The organism is Pseudomonas salmasensis (assembly GCF_014268375.2).
GTDB classification, from domain to species: domain Bacteria; phylum Pseudomonadota; class Gammaproteobacteria; order Pseudomonadales; family Pseudomonadaceae; genus Aquipseudomonas; species Aquipseudomonas salmasensis.
Map to the genome: position 1 here is coordinate 1,492,918 of NZ_CP077083.1, position 17,899 is coordinate 1,510,816.

The window sequence follows — 17,899 nt, forward strand, 5'->3', positions numbered from 1 at the left end:
CGGCGGCGTATGTGGAATATCGGTTTGCAGGGCCATCGCGCCAAACACAACTCTCGACAACAGCTCCCACAGGCGATGAACAGGCCTGACTAACCCAGGCTGATCGACTTCCACGCTGCTTCAGCCAGCAGTTCGCGGTAGTCAAATGGACTCTTTTTGACCTTCGCCGACAACCACGCACGCGAGTAACTTTCCGCCGCGCCGATGATCAGCGAGGGAATCAGTTCTGCCGGCAAGTGGCTGAAATGCTCCTTGCGCCCTTCCCCGCTCATCCATTCCTTCAACTGCTGGTTGCGCTGTTTGTTGCGCGCAAGCAGCTCTTCCTTGAACGGGCCGCTGGACACGGCAAAGCGGCTTTGGAACACAAACCGCGCCCAGTCCGGCTGCTCGGTTACCCATTCAACATAGCTGTACACCAGCCCGACGACGCCAGCGTGGGCGGTGTCCGCTGCTTGCAGATAGTGGTCACGCAGGCTGGCCTGGTCCTCCAGCGCCGCAAAGAACAGCGCAGCGACCAGCCCTTCTTTATTGCCGAAGTGGTGATAGATAGCGCCCACGCTGGTGTCGCAGCGCGCGCGAATGGTTTCGATAGAAGTCGCCTCGATGCCCACCTCGTTAAAACACGCCAGTGCTTCGCGCAGGATGATGCGCTTGAGGTCGCTGCGCCTGCCGGGGAAGGTGCGCTCGATAAGATCGGTGGAGTGCATGGAAGAGGGCCAAATCAAAACAGTTTATAGGCTGAGCGCCCGGCAGAGAAAGCTCAGGTTGACAGGCAGAGAATTTACAGAATATTGTTCCGTTACAGAATATTATTCTGCAACTGACCCTTGAGGATATTTCGATGAGCCAAGCCCTGAGCATGTTCAATAGCGTAGGCCCCGCTGCATTCAGCAACCTGGCCTGCCAGATGGCCCCCTACTTCAGCACCATCACGCCCGAGATCGCGGCGCTCAAACCCAACCATGCGGTGGTCACCGTGCCGTTTCGCAAAGAAATCACCAATCACCTGGCCTCCGTGCACGCCATCGCGCTGTGCAACGCCGCCGAACTCGCGGGCGGCATGATGACCGACGCCTCCATTCCCGCCGGGGCGCGCTGGATTCCCAAGGGCATGACTGTGGAATACCTGGCCAAGGCGAAAACCGATATCCGCGCTGTCGCCGATGGCAGCGCTATCGACTGGCAAACCGCCGGCGACAAGATCGTGCCGGTAGAGATCTTCGATGCGGGTGGCGTCAAGGTCTTCACCGCCCACATCACCATGAATGTGAAACTCGCTTAGGCACTCAGTCGTTCAGTACCCCGCCACCGCGCAGGCAGGCCAGCTCACTCACCCGGTGAAATGCACAGCCTGCCTTTACCCTACCGACTCCACAGCCCGCAACTTCACCACATCAAGCATGACCGTAAACCGCTGCTGTTCACGAATCACCTCAATCTGCCAGCCCAGCTTTGCGCATAACTCGCGCATCAACTGCAACCCCAGCCCATAGCCAAAATCATCGGACTCCTGCTGTGGCCCCGTCTCCCTGATGTGATTGGCGATCATCAGCCGGGGGTATTTGAAGCGGATTTCCACGGTGCCTTCTTCGGCATATTGCAGTGCATTGCGCAGGAAGTTGCCGATCACGATGCGGCATGCGGTAGGAGGCAATCGGCAAGGTCCGTCGTGGATGTCGATACTCAACTCGATATCGCGGTTGCCGATCAGGTAGCGGTGTTTTTCAATCAGGTCGCCCACCAGCTCGCTCAGGTCAACGTCTTCTTCCGGCAGCGGCTCGGGACGCTCGCGGCTCATCCACAGCAATGTCTCGGCGATCAGTTGCATGTTCATCACCGAACGTTCTATGCGCTGCAATGAGGGTGGCAGGGCACCGCCCGATTGCAGGGCCAACAATTCGATCGTGGCCTTGAGCACCGCCAGGGGCGTGCGCAATTCGTGGCTGGTGTAGCGCAACAAGCGGCCTTCTCGCTCGCTGGCGGCCTGCACCTGCTCAACACTTTTGGCCAGGGCATCGGCCAGCATATTGAACTCCTTGAAGCTGAAACCCGGCCGTGTGCCGGTCAGTGCCTCAGGGTCTTTGAGTGTGCCGGACCATTGCACCAGGCGCCCCAGCGGCCGAACCAGCCACCAGACCAGCAAGGCGATGATGATCAGCGCCGGCACGAATACCGCCAGGCTGATGAACTTGACACTCTCTATGACCTGATCGAAATAGGCGTCAGACAACGGCGTCTCCACCTCCCCGCCTGCTTCCTTATCGTGGTCGATGTCGTACATGTAGAGGGTGTTGCCGTCACCCAGGGGCTGTTCGAGGATGATCTGGAACGGCTCGTCGTCGTCATCGGAATAAAGATCGCCGAAGATATTCACCGCGCCGAAGGACAGGCTCGGCGATGTCTTGAGCAACTCGCGCACGTCCTGCGGCAACGCCTCCTTGCCGATGACGCTGGTATAAAAATAATTGTGCGGCGTCGGCGTGGTCGGGTCCTGTTTGTAGTGCCGGAGAAAATACTGAGCCTCCTCCTCCATCATCGCGCTGGCGGTGTAGAACAGGCCGCGCACGGTGAATTCAGGCAGCAGCTTGCTGTAGATCACCAACACCACCGCAATCAGACACAGGAAACTGCCACTGATCACCCACTTCAAGCTCAGGCCGTTACGCATGGGGTTTTACCTGAATGCCGACACCCGCCAGAGTGTGGATCAATGGCCGGCCAAACGGTTTGTCTACCGCCTTGCGCAGCCGGTGCATATGCACTTTGAGGGTATTGCTGTCGGGTGGCTCATCGCCCCAGATTTTGCTTTCCAACCGCTCCCTGGGAACAGGCTCGGGACTGGCGCGCATCAAGTGCTCGAGCAAGGCCCAGCAGATGGGTGACAGATGCAGCTCCTGCCCTGCCCGGCTGACTTTGCGGGTGGTCAGTTCCATGATCAGGTCGTCCACTTGCAGGCGGCTGGTCTGGCCGCTGCGCCGCAGGCTCAAGGCGCGAATCCGCGCCACCAGTTCGGCGAGTTCGAACGGCTTGACCAGATAGTCGTCGGCGCCCGCGGCAAAACTGGCGAGCTTGTCGGGCAACGCATCCAGCGAGGTCAGCATCAGGATGGGGGTCTGGATGCCTTGCTGGCGCAACCCTGCGCACACCTGCTGGCCGTCCAGTCGCGGCAGCATGATGTCCAGCACAATGACGTCGTAATGCTGGTTGAGCGCCAGGTTGAGCCCGGCCTGGCCATTGCTGGCGTGATCGCAGACGATGCCGCTGATCTCCAGGTACTCGATGACGGTGGTGGCCAGGTCCAGGTTGTCCTCGACCAGCAGCAGATGAATATGCACGGAAAAAACCCCTCGGGCAGGCAGTGCGCAGCGGTGTGAAGGATAGCGGAAGTCGGGCGGTTTCCCGTGATGTTTACCTGACGTTAACCCCGTGCTGCTTAGGCTAAGGCTCTTCTTATCCAGAGCTCGTCACCGTCATGAACCTGTATTCGATGATCAAAGGGGTGCTGTTAGCCGTGATTTTCTTCGCGCTGATGGTGGGCATCCTTCCACAGCAAACGCAGTTGGTACGCATGGGAGGCAATGGCTGGTTTCTGGTTGGCCAGAATGTTGAGCAGACAGGGTCGTGTGATGTCGCCCGTGCGTCGTGATGAGATTGGCGCCAGCTATACCGGCCAGTTGGTCGCCTGCGTGGTGCTGGTTATTGGTGTGGCGGTTTCGATGGGCATCTATATCGCGCGCTTGAATACGCACCTGGATGCGCAACGCGACCTGTCTTCGGTGTATCTGCCCGACTGCCCTGACGGGCGCGGTGGTTTTATGGTGTATCCCGATGACAGGCGCAGTGGTGACCAGTGCTACACAGCCAATGATGAGGAGTCGATGGAGGTCGATGAGGTGCAGCGGCTATCAGGCTCGAACCTGGCGCAATGGTTCGACTACCTCCTGCCTGCAATTCAAACCCCGAGCAGGCTCTAGATACGTAATACCGTTCAGTGACCTCTGTAGGAGCGAGCTTGCTCGCGAAAAACGTCCACGATAACGCGTGCTTGCTGAATGAACGCGGCGCCTGTGCGTTTTTCGCGAGCAAGCTCGCTCCTACGAGCCTATTGCTCTGGCCAGCCGCCGCATGGCTGTTTCGATTTCATGGGCGGTCAAGGATGAATACCCCAACAGCCAACCTTGTTTCTTCTCCTGGCCTGCGTACAACCGACTGAGGCCGGGCAACTGCACGCCTGCGCTGGCAGCTTGGCGGATGGTGTTTGCCTCCGACCAGCCATCGGCCAAAAGGCAGGGCATCTGCAGCCCGCCATGGGGGCACAAGGCTGTGGCAATTCCTTTCAAGTGTTTGCCGATGGCGGTGAGCATGACGGCACGGCGCGCAGCGTAAAGTTTGCGCATGGCCCGGACATGGGCGTGGTAGTGGCCGTCCTCCATGAAGCGCGCCAGCGTCAGTTGGAGGATCTGTGGCGTGTGACCGTCCATGATGCTTCGTGCATAAGTGAAGGCGCTGACCAGCTCGGCAGGCAGCACCATGTAGCCCATCCGCAACCCGGGATAGAGGGTTTTGCTAAAGGTGCCGAGGTAGATCGTGCGCTGGTACGGGTCCAGGCCCTGGACGCAGGCAATCGGCGGCCCGTCGTAGTGGAACTCGCTGTCATAGTCGTCTTCGATGATCCACTTGCCCTGCTCGGCCGCCCAGTTGATCAAGTCCAACCGGCGCTCCAGCGCTAACGTGGCGCCGGTGGGGTATTGATGCGAAGGCGTCACATAGACGCAATTGGCACCGCTGCGGTCTGCCCGCAACAGGTCGGTGCGGATACCCAGTGCATCGACATCAATAGGCACCACCTGGGTCTGGGCCGCTTCAAAAGCCTTCTTGGCACCGTAGTAACCGGGGTTTTCCAAGAGGATGGGCTTGCCGGCATCCACTAACAGTTGGGCACACAGGTACAAGGCCTGGCGAGTGCTGCTCAATACCAGAACCTGGCTGGGTGAGCATTTGGCGCCGCGTTCGAGGTTCAAGTAGGTGGCGATCGCCTTGCGTAAAGGCTCGGCGCCTTGCGGGTCGCCATGCAGCAGGACGTTACCCCGGTAGTCCTTCATGGCCTGGCGTTGCAGGCGTTCCCATATATCGACAGGAAAGGTACGGGTTTCCGGCAGCCCTGTGGCAAAGGCCTTGACCGCCTGTTGATCGGTCACGCCACCGGTGTCGAATATCATCCGGCCGCGCCGGCTCAAGCCCGACCCTGGCGCTGCATCGCTGCGTTGGGTGTCTTGCATTTTGATGTGCCGACGCGCAGCCCCGCGTAACTCTGCGCCCACAGCCGCCGATACATAGCTGCCCGAGCCCTCGCGCCGCACTATGAAGCCATCACGATGTAAATGCACGTAGGCGTTCTCGACCGTGTCGCGGGCAACGCCGAGCGTTTTGGCCAGCACCCGGGTCGCCGGCAGCTTCAGGCCTGCATCGAGGACGCCCTCCAGAATCAATGCACGCAGGGCGCGCTGGATCCGCTGATGCAGATCCAGCCGCTGAAACTCGGCATCGTTGAGCCGGATTTTCAGTGTTTCGAGCTCGAAGGTGTGCGCCATGCGGTCTGCTCTATCTGAATAAATTGGCAGGAAGGAGCAGGCCAGTTTATCCGTAGACTCTGCGCATCGCCATTAGCAATGGAGCACCGTAACGCCATGCCTACGTCAACATTCCACTCATCTGTTCGCCTCAGCGACCTCATCCCGCCGATTGTGGCCGGCCTGATCTCGGTCATCGTCAACTATGGCGGTACCTTCATTCTGGTGTTTCAGGCCGCCAAGGTCGCTGGGCTGAGCCCTGAGTTGACGGCTTCCTGGGTGTGGTCGGTGTCGATCGGCGTGGGAGTTACCGGGCTGTTTCTCAGTTGGGTTTCCCGCACCCCCATCATCACCGCTTGGTCGACACCGGCGGCAGCCTTTCTGGTGGTGGCCTTGTCCACTACCCCCTATGCCGAGGCGGTGGGCGCCTACATGATCTCGGCCGCAGCCTTCGTGCTGCTGGGCTTATCCGGCTATTTCGAAAAAGTCATCCGGCTGATCCCGCCAGGCGTGGCCGCCGGGTTGCTCGCCGGTATTCTGTTGCAGTTCGGCATCGGTGCTTTCGGCGGCATGAGCCTCGACCCGATGCTGGTCGGCTTGCTGATTGTTGCCTACCTGGTGCTCAAGCGCCTGACCGCACGCTACGCGGTTGTGGGTATTCTGGCGTTGGGGCTGGCCTTCTTGCTGGCTCAGGGACGGGTCGACTTGTCGGGCGTGGAACTGCAACTGGCGGCGCCCATGTTCACTCGGCCTGAGTTCTCGCTCAATGCCTTGCTCAGCGTCGCGCTGCCGCTGTTTTTGATCACCCTGACCGGCCAGTACATGCCCGGCATGCTGGTGCTGCGCAACGATGGGTTCACCACCAGTGCCAACCCGATCGTGACCATCACCGGGCTGGGCTCCTTGCTTATGGCGCCCTTTGGTTCCCACGCCTTCAATATCGCGGCAATCACCGCCGCCATCTGTACCGGCAAGCAAGCCCACGAAGAGCCCTCCAAGCGTTGGATCGCCGGGATTGCCGCGGGCGTCTTTTACATCCTCGTCGGGGTTTTCGGCGTGACCCTCGCCGCGCTGTTCATGGCCTTTCCAGCCACCTTCATCACCACCCTGGCCGGGCTCGCCCTGCTCGGCACTATCGGCGGCAGCCTGGCCGGCGCCATGGCCGATGCCAGCTCCCGTGAAGCCTCGCTGATTACCTTTCTGGCAGCGGCCGCCAACATCACGTTGTTCGGGATTGGCGGGGCGTTTTGGGGGCTGCTGATTGGGTTGGTGGCGTACGTCGTGCTTAATGGTCGGTTGCCGCGTCGGGGGCTTGCTGCTCGTGAGAACGCGGCTAACTGAGGCACGCCCAGTTTTTTGATTTCTTCTGGCCCACTTTGGGTTGACGGGCCAAATCCCAGATAAAAAAGCCTGCATCTCTGCAGCGCGCCTTCCGAGCAAGAGTCTCTCCCCGGTATCCTAGCTGAGCCAGACGCTACCAAGGCGGCTAGGAAAAAATTCCGTTTTGTGGAAGTTGTTTCTATCAGGTCGATGTAATTCATAGGAAATGAGAGCCATGTACTTCAAGTTCATCACTCTGCTCGCACTCGCATTGCTCACTGGCTGCACGGCAATCCCCTACGAAAAACCGCAAGACCAATTGAGCATCCAGAAAGACTTGTCTTTAAAACCTGAGGAAATCGTCACAATGACCCAAGTGAATTGGTGCGCCTACGCCTATGGAGAAGTGACGCCTTGCCACCCTCAGGAAGCGCTGGGGGTTCAGACTCGTACGAAATTGATATTGGCCAGTTACGACAAGCCCCACTACAAAACAATGGTTGAAGTACAAGCCAGCGACGTCATGTGCGCGCACTTACAAACGCCGGTAGATACCGCTCCAAATCTGATTTTGTTCACCCAAGACTACGCCGTGCAGATTTGGCCAGTAGAGCCGAGTTTTAAACCGGATATCGCGAAGAAAAAACTCATCGTCGATACCATGCTCCAATCTGGAAAGCGAACCTTGGTGGGCACTGAAAAGGATTACGTGAGGGCCACGGGGCGAGGGAGAGCGGGGATGACGATGACCTCCATCGTAAACCTGGTCAATCCTTGTTCGATTTGAAGGGTAACCGTCCGGCTCCCCCACCGTAAGCGTCTACCGAACACATCTTGCTAGCCCGTCTTGGTGCGGAGTCAGCCTATGAGCCAAGGTTAGTGCGCGGTGAACCAATTGGGGTGTAGCACAGGAAAATCTTCCTTCAGCCAATCCACAAATGCGTCCACCTGAGGCGCAAGATGCGTTCTGCTTGGATAAAGCACGGAAACCAGGCGAGGCTTTGGACGAAATGCCTTGAGCACTTCAACCAGTTCTCCGCTTGCGAGGAATGTCTCAACGGTAATTCCAGGCGCTTGAACAATGCCGAAGCCTGCAACACCGCATTGAACGTAGGCATTTGATTCATTCACGGTGATTCCACCCCGAGGCGTATGTGGACGATCTTCGCCGTCTACCGAGAAGTGCCAAGGCAGCGGTCTGTTATTTTGACCGGAAAGGAAGCTGACACATGGGTGGTCTAAGGTAGTAATCAAAATCGCGTAAGACCAAGCCGCTTCAATCTCACTCGCCCGCTGCGACGGCAGGCGCGTGAGCACGGCCTTCAAATAAGCATGCGGATCATGCCCGTTGATGGCGTCATGCTAAGCGCGCTAAGCGTCTGGATTGCTGGGTCAAATCCCAAGCAAAAAAAGCCTGTATCTCTACAGGCTTTTCTCTATCTGGCTCCCCGACCTGGACTCGAACCAGGGACCCAATGATTAACCGTCATTTGCTATCTGTTAGTCACAACGGTGCCACGAAAAACGTGGTGGAGACATAGAAACGCTGTGTAGCGCGAGCGCATGAACGCATCACGCCATGAAAGTTAGTCTCCTTCCAAAAAAACAGCGTAAAGCCACCTATTAAATTGCATTGATATTAAAAATCGATATGAACTCGTTGAAACCCTACCAACTGGATGGTAGCGTTGTTGCAGATTTTAAACTCCTGCAACCCACGACATCCCTGCGAGAATCCCATGCAAGACTGGAAGCAAACCCGAAAAGACATCAACACTCGTTTGGTAGAGCTGAATAGCTTGTCACCTGAAACCATGAAGGGTATGGCTGCTCTCGGTGCCGCCGCAAGCAAAACCAATCATCTGGACGCCAAGACTCGAGAGCTCATCTCCCTCGCAGTGGCCGTGACGACTCGCTGCGATGGCTGTATTGCATTTCACGCCGCTGAAGCAAAGAAGCTCGGTGTGACCAGTGAAGAGGTCGCCGAAGCACTGGGTGTAGCTATCAACATGAATGCCGGTGCCGCGCTGGTCTACAGCACTCACGTACTCGACGCGTTCGATAAGTCCTAATTCAAACGCCGATGTTCTTCCCCTTCAACGACGTCGAGATTAATTATGAATAAGCTGTTTGCACCTTACGATCTGGCCGGTACTCCGCTGAAAAACCGTGTTGTCATGGCCCCCATGACTCGCACCCGAACCTTGAACAACATTCCGAATGAATCCAACGCGCTTTACTACGCGCAACGTGCTTCTGCAGGTTTGCTGATCACCGAAGGCCTGCCTATTTCCGATGAGGCTCGGGGCTATCTGTACACCCCTGGCATTTACGAAGATGTGCACTTACCAGGCTGGCGCAGAGTGACTGACGCGGTGCACGCCAAGGGCGGGAAGATTTTTGCGCAGCTCTGGCACGTAGGCCGTATGTCCCACACCTCGGTACACAGCATGGTGCCGGTCTCCTCGGGCACGGTGCCTGCGGTAGATACCACTGTGTATGCCTGGATTGAGCCTGGCAAATCCGGCCCGGTACAGCCCAGCATTCCACGTGCGTTGGAAACTGAGGAAGTGAAACGCGTCATCGCTGACTTCGTGAAGTCCGCACGGATGGCCATGGACGCCGGCTTTGACGGTATTGAAATCATGGCAGCCAACGGCTTCCTGTTCGACCAATTCCTGAGCAGCGCCCTGAACACTCGTACTGATCAGTACGGTGGCTCTATTACGAACCGTCAACGCTTCCTGCTGGAAACGATTGATGCGATTGCTGCTGAAATCGGCGGATCGAAGATTGGTGTGCGGTTCTCTCCGTTTGGTCGACTGTATGACTTCGGTGTGTACGAAGGCGAAGAAGAAACCTGGATGAGTATGGCGGCTGCCCTCAACGAAAGAGAGCTGGCATTTGTTCACCTGAACTACCAACCGACCATCCTCGCCGCGCAAACGCCACCAGGTTTCGGCGCTGCGATCCGTGAAGCGTACAAGGGCACCTTGATGGCTGCAGGCGGCTTCACCAAAGAGATTGCAGAGTCTGAGTTGGCCAAAGGCGAGCTAGACCTGATTGCCTTTGGCACCGCCTACATTGCCAACCCTGATCTGGTAGAGCGCATGCAGAACGATTGGCCATTGGCCGAGGGTGATCGCGCAACCTACTACGGTGTAAGTGGTTCGATTGATAAGGGCTACACCGACTATCCGGAATACGCAGCGACCAAAGCCTGATATTCCTTCACAAACATTTAGGAGAACACCATGCCACTCGTAACTATCAAAGGGATTGAAGGCGTTTTTTCCGACGAGCAAAAGGCTGAAGTGATTCGCAAAGTGACTGACGCTATGGTGTCGGTTGAAGGCGAAAATATGCGCGCCCTCACCTGGGTCATCTTCGAAGAGGTAAAAAGTGGAGACTGGGGTATTGGTGGCAACCCCGTGACCGCGCAGGAAGTATTGAAGCTGCAAGCCGGCCAGTAAGGCTTCACCTTCAGGTCATTAGCTCCCTGTTTGTTGAGTGCGATTATGCTCAGCGAACAGGGAGCTTTTTCCGTTCTTAAAGAACGCCAGGTTTGTGGGGATTACTCCGTGATTCTGATCATTTACGCCCATCCTTACCCTGACAAATCTCACGTCAACAAGCTGATGCTTAAGCTAGCAGCCAATCATCCTGATGTCGTAATACGTTCGCTGTACGACCTATATCCCGATTTCAATATCGACGTTGAAGCTGAGCAGAGGGCGGTGGAACAGGCAGATCTCCTCGTTCTGCAACACCCTCTGTACTGGTATAGCTCCCCACCTCTCCTGAAGCTGTGGATCGATAAGGTTTTCACACAGGGCTGGGCCTACGGCGCGGGCGCTACTGCCTTGAAAAACAAAAAAATGCTGTGGGCCGTGACCACTGGCGGTGAGCATGATCATTTTGAAGGCGGCGACTACCCAGGTTTTGCCGTACTGTCTCAGCCCCTTCAGGCAACGGCGAGTTACTGCGGGATGCATTGGCTAAGCCCAGTTGCAGTCCATGGCGCTTACAGAGCAGATCAAACCGCACTGCTCAAGCAGATCCATATTTATGGCGAACGCCTGACGTCATGGAAGGAAGATTGAATGGACACTCATAGTCTGATTGAAATGCTGATCTACCTGGGCTCAGCTGCCTTGATAGTCCCAATCGCCGTTCGGTTAGGGCTTGGCCCGGTTCTAGGCTACTTAATAGCCGGCTGCCTGATCGGCCCATGGGGTTTGAAGCTTGTGACCGATGTCGAGTCCATCCTGCACTTTGCTGAAATTGGCGTGGTGTTGATGCTGTTCATCATTGGTCTCGAACTCGACCCCAAACGTCTTTGGGCCATGCGCCGCATGGTCTTCGGCGGCGGCGCGTTGCAGATGCTGGTATGCGGTGCGGCCATCGCAGTGTTTTGCGCTGCACTTGGCTTGAATTGGACGGCTGCGTTGTTGGTCGGGCTAACATTGAGCCTATCTTCAACCGCTATTGCGATGCAGGCCATGAACGAGCGAAACATGACCTCGACCGCCGTGGGCCGCAGTAGCTTTGCTGTGTTGCTTTTCCAGGACATCGCAGCGATTCCCCTCGTGGCCATGATCCCACTGCTAGCCGCAAATGGTGGTACGCCCTCAGGTGCAGAGTTGGCCCTGTCCATCGCAAAAATCGTCGGAGCGATTGTCGCAGTGGTTCTCCTGGGCCAATACGTATCTCGCCCTGTCCTTCGCTTTGTAGCGCGCTCCGGCTTGAGGGAAATCTTCAGTGCCGTCGCATTGTTCCTGGTGTTCGGGTTCGGTCTCTTGTTGGAAGAGGCCGGCTTATCCATGGCCATGGGCGCTTTCCTCGCCGGCGTTCTCTTGGCCAGCTCGGAGTATCGCCATGCTCTGGAAAGCGATATCGAACCCTTCAAAGGACTGTTGCTAGGTCTGTTTTTTATCGGTGTAGGGATGTCTATTGACTTCGGCACGCTGATCGATTCGCCACTGAAAGTCATCACCCTGACCTTGGGCTTCATCCTGATCAAACTGCTCGTGATTAAGCTCCTGGGTCGCTTTCTGAATGTCCCTAGTGACCAGCGTTCATGGCAGGCGGTGTTCCTTGGCCAAGGCAGTGAGTTTGCCTTTGTAGTCTTTGGCGCAGCGACCGTCGCCGGCATCCTGGTCGACCCTTGGTGTAAGAGTCTGACGCTAGCGGTGGCGTTGTCGATGTGCGTGACGCCTTTGTTGATCCTTTTGCTCAATCACCTGGAGTCGTCGAGCAAACAGGGCAGTAATGAAGCTGACACCATTGATCAGAGCAATCCTCGGGTCATCATTGCTGGTTTCGGTCGATTCGGTCAGATCGCTGGGCGTCTGTTGATGTCCTGTGGTTTTGAGGTAGTGGTCTTGGATCATGATCCAGACCACATCGAGACGCTGCGTAAGTTCGGGGTCAAGGTGTTCTACGGGGATGCCACCCGCCTCGATTTACTGCTCGCTGCGGGTGCTGCCCAAGCGGTGGTGCTGATCAACGCCATCGACAATCAAGACGATAACCTTGCACTGACCAAGTTGGCCCAGGAGCATTTTCCATCCCTAAAACTGGTGGTGCGCGCTCGAGATATGGGGCACATCATTACCCTACGTCAGATGGGTGTGGAAGAAGTCGAGCGAGAGACATTTGAAAGCGCATTGTCCCTGGGGCGCAGGGCTTTGGAGCAACTCGGGATAGGACGCTACGAAGCTCGTGAGCGTGCGGATCGATTCCGTCGCCTTAACTTGGAAATGCTAGAAGAGATGGCCGCTCAGCCCGAGGACGATACCGAATTCAAGTACGACGCTTACAAACGAGCCAACGCTTTACTAACGGAAATATTCAATGAAGACCGCGCTCATCCAATTGACGCAGGCCCAGGAAAGGTGAGCCTTCCACGCAGCGAGTCAGATAGCTGACTGACTTACCGGTCGAGGAGGATGCTTGTTTAGCTAGCGTCCTCCAGCTCAGTGACGATTGCTTTTTTCAAGGCTGAAACTGATTTAGACCCGGCGAAGACTTTCAACAATCGGCCTTCGTGGAACACTGCCAAGGACGGCACAGTACGAATGCCATACATCTGCGCAATCGTCGGTGATACCGCAATATCAATTTTTCCAAACACTGCCAGAGCATGGAGCTTTGCTTCCAAGTCCACGAAGACTGGCTTCATCTCTTTACAAGGTTTGCACCAAGATGCTGAGAACAGTACGACACTGCTGCCTTTGGCAACAAAGCGGGCAAATTGGGGAGCGCTCAACTCAACGATACGGCTCATTTGGGTCTCACGTGTTGTGTTAAGGAAAAGGGGGCACCTTGTGAGTGCCACGTTCCGTTGCCGATCAAACTTTGCAGCCATCGACGCCGCAGACTTGGCCTATCAATGAGCTATCGTCGACTTTCGCGCTTTCTACCATTTGATTGAGCGCGTCAAGAAAAGCAGCTTCAGGTTGTGCACCGGAAACAGAGAATTCTTCGTTGAAGACAAAGAGAGGCACGCCAGAACCCAACTGGGCGGCGAAATGCTCATCCGCTTCCATCTCTACGCGCAGTTCTACAGATGACCACGCCAATTGAATTGCCGCATCCGACACACCTGCATCTTTCGCAATCACCGCCAAGCTGGCGCGATCAAAAAGTGACTTACCGTGGCTGGTGCTTTTTTCGTACAGCGCTTCCACAAGGCGCTTTTTCACTGCCCCGTCTTCAACCGCTTTCACCAAGACATGAGCATCAGCAGTATCGCCGAACATCATAGTGTCGAAGCGGTAATCCAGCCCGTCGGCCTGGCCATATTTACTCACAGTGTTCATCATCGCTGCTGCGGAATCTGGGTTGCCGAGCTTACGTTTCAGTGCTGCGACCATCGGTTCAGGGGCGTGATTTGCAGCCAGTCGATAGGCCCGAACGTTGACCTGTACATCGTCTTTCTGCGGGAAGTTTTCGAGCGCTTTTTCAAAACGACGCTTGGCAATCCAGCACCAAGGACACACATAATCAGACCAGATATCGACTACATATTTTTTCGAAGGGGTTTGCATAATTTATCCTGCACGGAGAAGTGAAGATTGCATTGCGGCTATTTCAAGCAGATGGTTAAAGCCAGCCAACGGGTCGGCTGAGCGGCCCAGTGTCCAATCAATGAGGCTTGCTCCCTCCAGCATGCTCAGCAGCATGAAAGCGAAGTGCTCAACAGATGTTCCCAGCAACCAGCTGTGCTGCCGGACTGCGTCATTGAGGGTGCTTTGGAGCCAGGTGAGCTGCGAATTGAAGAAGTCCCTTGTGAGGCCTTGGAGCGACAAAGGCAACGCAGCCATTTCTGCCGCCAAGGCGCCGCATAACGGCAGCAGCCCCTCATTCGCGCTTATCACGAAAAGTCGGGAAAAAGCCTGTAAGCGCTGCTGTGGCTCGGGATGCATGATCTCGATTGACACCAACGTCTCGTTGAACCGAGCGATGTAGTCGTTGATAAGCTCCGCGCCTAAGCACTCCTTGGTAGGAAAGTGATGGTGAATACTGGCTTTTCTAATACCGACTTTCGCTGCGAGATCCGCGTAACTGAACGCTGAGTAACCCTTTGAGCGCATCTGGGTTTCCGCGTAGCTCAGCAGCGCGGCTTTTGTCGTGATAGACATTTGAAACTCCTACAGCCAGCACCCTTGTCACCGAAGCAACTGCTGGAACGCGCCCCAATGAGAGGCGCTTCACGCAGCGCTTGCCTCGGTGTTTAGGCACGTACCGCCATCACCCCTGCATCAACATCCCAGATAGCACCGGTCACCCAGGAGGTTTTATCGGATAGTAAGAAGAGGATGGTATTGGCGACGTCTTCAGGAACACCGACTCGACCCAGTGGGTGGAAATCGTTTAGCGACTTCATCGCATCCGGGATCGCTTCCTTGTCCATGAAGCCTTCATAGATCGAGGTGTGAACGATGCCAGGCGAAACGGCATTGACTCGGATACCTGAGTGAGCCAATTCAATTGCCAGGTTTCGAGTGACTGCGTGCAGGCCCGCCTTGGCCATCGAATAAGCAGTTGCTGGAGAGCCGGCCAGCGCAGCTTGCGCGCCAATCGAACCGACGTTGACAATGGAGCCTTCGCGCTTGGCAGCAAGCATATTTTTGACCACTGCCTGCGTGATAAAGAATGTGGCGCGGTTCAGATCCAGGTACATGTCGTAGTCAGCCTCATCGTGCTCGATGAAAGGCTTCGGAATGAATATGCCTGCAGAGTTCACCATAAAGCCGATGTCACTGTGGTTGGCATTGATTTCGCTGCGTACATGATTCATCCCTTCCTCGGTCATGAGGTTGGCAACGATCACTGATACGTTCCCCAGCGGACTCAGCTCGGCGCGCACAGCATCGGCTTTATCCTGTTTACTGCCGGTGAGAACCACGCTGCCACCCGCCTTTAAAAACTGGCGCGCTGTTTCCAGACCCATGCCGCTCGTGCCGCCGACGACCAACAGTTTTTTGCCTTTAAAAAAATCGTCCATTACAGACTCCGGTATCAGATAAGTGAGAGGTGGTCAGCGGCCAGGTGCCGTGCTGACCTGTGACCAGGACAGTTAGCCTTCGATGACTTCGAGCTTAGGGAGCATGCGGATGGCTTTAGAGAAGTTGGCGTAGTTGACCGAAGTCTTGAGCACCACGTTGTGCAGCTCCTCAACACGCTCACGCGAAGCATCTGTGTGCAGGCGAATCACGACACTCACCTCGTCGTAGCCTGGGTTAACGCTTTCGTCGATCCCCAGGAAGCCACGCAGGTCGAGAGTGCCGTCGGTCTCAATTTCCAGGCTGTGAATCTTGATGCCCATCATTGCGGCATTGGCGGCATAGCCGACCGACATGCAGGCGTTTAGAGCAGCCATCAGCAGCTCCTGAGGGTTGGGCGCGGTGTTCTCGCCCAGCAATTCATTCGGCTCATCGGCTGCAATTTCAAAATCGCGGGAATAGGTCTCACCGGCCAAGCTGTAACGGCTGACTTTGGCTACAGAACGGGTCTGACCCTTCCAAGCGGTTTTAACGTTGAAGCTTGCGTGGCGCTTGGTCGCATCACCAGCAACGCCTTCGGCGAAATTCTGGAGTGCGGCGACATCGATACCATTCAGGTTGCTGCTCATGTGGACGTTCCTCTTCAGATAAGCCGGACGATTAGACCGGAAGAGAAACAAGCCTACCAAGTAGTAGGTTGGCTTACAAGAGAGGTGACGATACCAATAGTTTTGAAAAGCTAGGCTGCATAGAGGAATTGGGAATATTGATGACAACACAGTGAGTGTCGTGACCAACAGAGTCACTTCGAAAGCGACGCCATGAAACGATCTTTCACACCTCTATGCATCGGGTGAAATTTGTGTGATCGTACGAATTGATGGCATAAGGCCGTCACCACATGGATAAAAATCAGGGAGGTTTTATGGCTGCTTATGCACCAGGGCACGTGTTGGGGCGAGATGGAGGTTCGTTTCAAGAAGTCACTTTGAACGCAGCCAAGAGCGCGGTCGTCGCTAAGCATGGACGGTACTGTACAATTCGCGATCACGAAAAAGCGCCGCCTACAAGCAAGCCTTCGCGTCATTGGCTGCAAATCTACCGCACACCAGATAATACCGAGTGATCTATTCGGTGGATTTTAGTCTGCACTAATTGATACAAGCGTAGATCGGCACGCGGCCCTGAATCAAATAACTCAAGGCCGCCTGCTCTTGGCAGGCGACCAAATCGAGAAGCTTTTGAAAGATGTACTAAAGATACAGCGATGAAAGATGCCCCCTGGAAAGGGAATGCAGCGATAGAGTCGATAAGTGTGCTTGCTAGAGTTTTCAGTGACGAAGGGTAGATAAAATCAAATCAAATCCCGAAGATTTCTCGTAATCATCGCTCATCGCCCAAGAAACAAAGCTCGCACCTTCCAAAGTATTCAATATGAACCTTGAAACTCTGATTACATCCAGGTCGGCTTTAAGCTCTCCTCGATCTTGACCCTGCTTAATGTTTGCTTGGAGCCAAGTGAGATGGATCTCAAAGAAATCCTTTGTCATTTCTTTGAGGCTTTCAGGCAGGGCCAGAAGCTCTGCGGCGAGGGCTCCACAGAGTGGGAGCATCCCGTTTAGACTGCTGTGTGCGAACATCAAGGCGAACGCATTCAGCCGGTCGACAACACTGACGTGTTCATCATTGATAGCGTCCAGCTGCTTTTTAAACCGGAACAGGTAGCTCTCGACGATGGCAATTGCCAAGCCTTCCTTGGTGGGGAAGTGATGGTGAATACTCGCCTTTTTAATGCCGATGTCGTCCGCAAGGTCGGCATAGCTGAAGGCCGCGTAGCCCTTCGTGCGCAGCAGAACCTCGGCGCTGGTCAAAAGGTCTGAACGTGTACTCATGATTCTGAATCCAAATTTATCATCTGGGCATCATAAATTAGTCACACATCATAAGACAGCGTCCGAACTCTGAACTGAGCTAGCTATGCGATTTGCCGATTTCGAGCACAACGGAGCGTGCGCCCTAGGTGTCGACAAGGATCAGATCGAAATCCTGAGCGAACGTCGTTATCAAATTCTTGAGGCGAAAGCGTCCATCAGCAGCATGAAACAACAAACTTCCAAGCTGATTTAACGGATCATTCTGATGGATCAGTGAGAGATTAGGGATGTAGGTCTTGGAAATGACCTGATTGGCACGCGTCTCGTCATTGGCGATCAGTTGGCAGTTCCCGCCCCGAGTCTCATACGTTAGCGTATAGAACGAGGACAGTGACGGCTGGGTATCGAGATCGATGAGTAAGGTCCGAAGACCCGCGTCGGCGCAGAACGCGCCTAGATTGACACCAGCCGTGGTTTTCCCGGCCCGCCTTTGGTTGAAACGACTGCTGCGACTTTCATTGGCCTTACCTCTAAATCGAAGGATTAGAGATGGCGTCATGCTAAGCGCGCTAAGCGTCTGAATTGCTGGGTCAAATCCCAAGCAAAAAAAACCTGCATTTCTGCA

General features: G+C 55.6%; 21 protein-coding genes and 2 pseudogenes. 10 read left to right on the forward strand and 13 right to left on the reverse strand.

Going from position 1 to position 17,899, the window contains the following annotated elements; all coding sequences use genetic code 11:
* Positions 1-89: 89 nt before the first annotated feature.
* Entirely contained in the window at positions 90-707 is a 618-nt protein-coding gene (locus HU731_RS06460; RefSeq protein ID WP_186606764.1) for a TetR/AcrR family transcriptional regulator, read from the reverse strand.
* Positions 708-841: 134 nt separating this feature from the next.
* On the opposite strand from HU731_RS06460, the gene HU731_RS06465 reads away from it, so the two are divergent.
* Complete coding sequence (locus tag HU731_RS06465) at positions 842-1,282, forward strand: hotdog fold domain-containing protein (RefSeq protein WP_186606765.1); 441 nt, start codon at positions 842-844, stop codon at positions 1,280-1,282.
* Between the two features lie 75 nt (positions 1,283-1,357).
* Here HU731_RS06465 and HU731_RS06470 read toward each other — a convergent pair whose 3' ends face one another.
* Together HU731_RS06470 and HU731_RS06475 are read right to left on the reverse strand one after the other, a co-directional pair.
* The gene (locus HU731_RS06470) at positions 1,358-2,668 is read right to left on the reverse strand and encodes a sensor histidine kinase (RefSeq protein ID WP_186606766.1); all 1,311 of its coding nucleotides are present in this window, start codon (positions 2,666-2,668) and stop codon (positions 1,358-1,360) included.
* Positions 2,661-3,335 carry a response regulator transcription factor gene (locus tag HU731_RS06475; protein WP_186606767.1) on the reverse strand — a complete coding sequence of 225 codons (675 nt, stop codon included), beginning with the start codon at positions 3,333-3,335 and terminating at the stop codon, positions 2,661-2,663. Before HU731_RS06475 ends, HU731_RS06470 begins: the two co-directional genes overlap by 8 nt.
* 137 nt (positions 3,336-3,472) lie before the next feature.
* Here HU731_RS06475 and HU731_RS06480 point away from each other — a divergent pair, with 137 nt between their 5' ends.
* Together HU731_RS06480 and HU731_RS06485 are read left to right on the forward strand one after the other, a co-directional pair.
* A complete protein-coding gene (locus HU731_RS06480) occupies positions 3,473-3,646 on the forward strand; it encodes a hypothetical protein (RefSeq protein WP_186606768.1) in 174 nt (57 codons plus the stop codon).
* Positions 3,627-3,974: a hypothetical protein gene (locus HU731_RS06485; RefSeq protein WP_186606769.1), complete on the forward strand. Its 348-nt coding sequence runs from the start codon at positions 3,627-3,629 to the stop codon at positions 3,972-3,974. Before HU731_RS06480 ends, HU731_RS06485 begins: the two co-directional genes overlap by 20 nt.
* Before the next feature lie 120 nt (positions 3,975-4,094).
* Here the strand turns inward: HU731_RS06485 and pdxR are convergent, their stop codons facing one another.
* Complete coding sequence (gene pdxR / locus HU731_RS06490) at positions 4,095-5,591, reverse strand: MocR-like pyridoxine biosynthesis transcription factor PdxR (RefSeq protein ID WP_186606770.1); 1,497 nt, start codon at positions 5,589-5,591, stop codon at positions 4,095-4,097.
* Positions 5,592-5,687: 96 nt separating this feature from the next.
* Here pdxR and HU731_RS06495 point away from each other — a divergent pair, with 96 nt between their 5' ends.
* Both HU731_RS06495 and HU731_RS06500 read left to right on the forward strand, forming a co-directional pair.
* A complete protein-coding gene (locus HU731_RS06495; RefSeq protein ID WP_186606771.1) occupies positions 5,688-6,911 on the forward strand; it encodes a benzoate/H(+) symporter BenE family transporter in 1,224 nt (407 codons plus the stop codon).
* A gap of 214 nt (positions 6,912-7,125) precedes the next feature.
* On the forward strand, positions 7,126-7,677 hold the full coding sequence (locus HU731_RS06500; RefSeq protein ID WP_186606772.1) for a hypothetical protein: 552 nt from the start codon (positions 7,126-7,128) through the stop codon (positions 7,675-7,677).
* An 89-nt stretch (positions 7,678-7,766) separates the two neighbouring features.
* Here the strand turns inward: HU731_RS06500 and HU731_RS06505 are convergent.
* Together HU731_RS06505 and HU731_RS28915 are read right to left on the reverse strand one after the other, a co-directional pair.
* Positions 7,767-8,126 (reverse strand): annotated as a pseudogene (locus tag HU731_RS06505) (LysR substrate-binding domain-containing protein); the annotation flags it as partial.
* 42 nt (positions 8,127-8,168) lie between these two features.
* Positions 8,169-8,243, reverse strand: a pseudogene (locus HU731_RS28915) (transposase domain-containing protein); the annotation flags it as partial.
* A 386-nt stretch (positions 8,244-8,629) separates the two neighbouring features.
* Here HU731_RS28915 and HU731_RS06510 point away from each other — a divergent pair.
* From HU731_RS06510 to kefC, 5 genes are all read left to right on the forward strand, one after another.
* Positions 8,630-8,962, forward strand: coding sequence for a carboxymuconolactone decarboxylase family protein (locus HU731_RS06510; protein WP_186606773.1), 333 nt, complete (start codon positions 8,630-8,632; stop codon positions 8,960-8,962).
* Between the two features lie 45 nt (positions 8,963-9,007).
* Positions 9,008-10,114 (forward strand): alkene reductase, encoded by a 1,107-nt coding sequence (locus tag HU731_RS06515; RefSeq protein WP_186606774.1) that lies wholly within the window; start codon positions 9,008-9,010, stop codon positions 10,112-10,114.
* A gap of 30 nt (positions 10,115-10,144) precedes the next feature.
* Positions 10,145-10,363: a tautomerase family protein gene (locus tag HU731_RS06520; protein ID WP_094773784.1), complete on the forward strand. Its 219-nt coding sequence runs from the start codon at positions 10,145-10,147 to the stop codon at positions 10,361-10,363.
* A 108-nt stretch (positions 10,364-10,471) separates the two neighbouring features.
* Positions 10,472-10,993 carry a glutathione-regulated potassium-efflux system oxidoreductase KefF gene (gene kefF / locus HU731_RS06525; RefSeq protein ID WP_094773853.1) on the forward strand — a complete coding sequence of 174 codons (522 nt, stop codon included), beginning with the start codon at positions 10,472-10,474 and terminating at the stop codon, positions 10,991-10,993.
* The gene (kefC, locus tag HU731_RS06530) at positions 10,994-12,820 is read left to right on the forward strand and encodes a glutathione-regulated potassium-efflux system protein KefC (RefSeq protein ID WP_186606775.1); all 1,827 of its coding nucleotides are present in this window, start codon (positions 10,994-10,996) and stop codon (positions 12,818-12,820) included.
* 29 nt (positions 12,821-12,849) lie between these two features.
* Here the strand turns inward: kefC and HU731_RS06535 are convergent, their stop codons facing one another.
* The 7 genes from HU731_RS06535 to HU731_RS06565 form a co-directional block, all read right to left on the reverse strand.
* Positions 12,850-13,179, reverse strand: coding sequence for a thioredoxin family protein (locus HU731_RS06535; protein ID WP_029290787.1), 330 nt, complete (start codon positions 13,177-13,179; stop codon positions 12,850-12,852).
* A gap of 64 nt (positions 13,180-13,243) precedes the next feature.
* A complete protein-coding gene (locus tag HU731_RS06540; RefSeq protein WP_029290786.1) occupies positions 13,244-13,942 on the reverse strand; it encodes a DsbA family oxidoreductase in 699 nt (232 codons plus the stop codon).
* A 3-nt stretch (positions 13,943-13,945) separates the two neighbouring features.
* Entirely contained in the window at positions 13,946-14,536 is a 591-nt protein-coding gene (locus HU731_RS06545; RefSeq protein ID WP_029290784.1) for a TetR/AcrR family transcriptional regulator, read from the reverse strand.
* Between the two features lie 92 nt (positions 14,537-14,628).
* Complete coding sequence (locus HU731_RS06550; protein ID WP_029290782.1) at positions 14,629-15,402, reverse strand: SDR family NAD(P)-dependent oxidoreductase; 774 nt, start codon at positions 15,400-15,402, stop codon at positions 14,629-14,631.
* A 72-nt stretch (positions 15,403-15,474) separates the two neighbouring features.
* Entirely contained in the window at positions 15,475-16,029 is a 555-nt protein-coding gene (locus HU731_RS06555; RefSeq protein ID WP_029290780.1) for an OsmC family protein, read from the reverse strand.
* Positions 16,030-16,731: 702 nt separating this feature from the next.
* Positions 16,732-17,292 (reverse strand): TetR/AcrR family transcriptional regulator, encoded by a 561-nt coding sequence (locus HU731_RS06560; RefSeq protein ID WP_029290777.1) that lies wholly within the window; start codon positions 17,290-17,292, stop codon positions 16,732-16,734.
* A gap of 124 nt (positions 17,293-17,416) precedes the next feature.
* Positions 17,417-17,833, reverse strand: coding sequence for a ParA family protein (locus HU731_RS06565; RefSeq protein ID WP_225931627.1), 417 nt, complete (start codon positions 17,831-17,833; stop codon positions 17,417-17,419).
* Positions 17,834-17,899 lie beyond the last annotated feature (66 nt).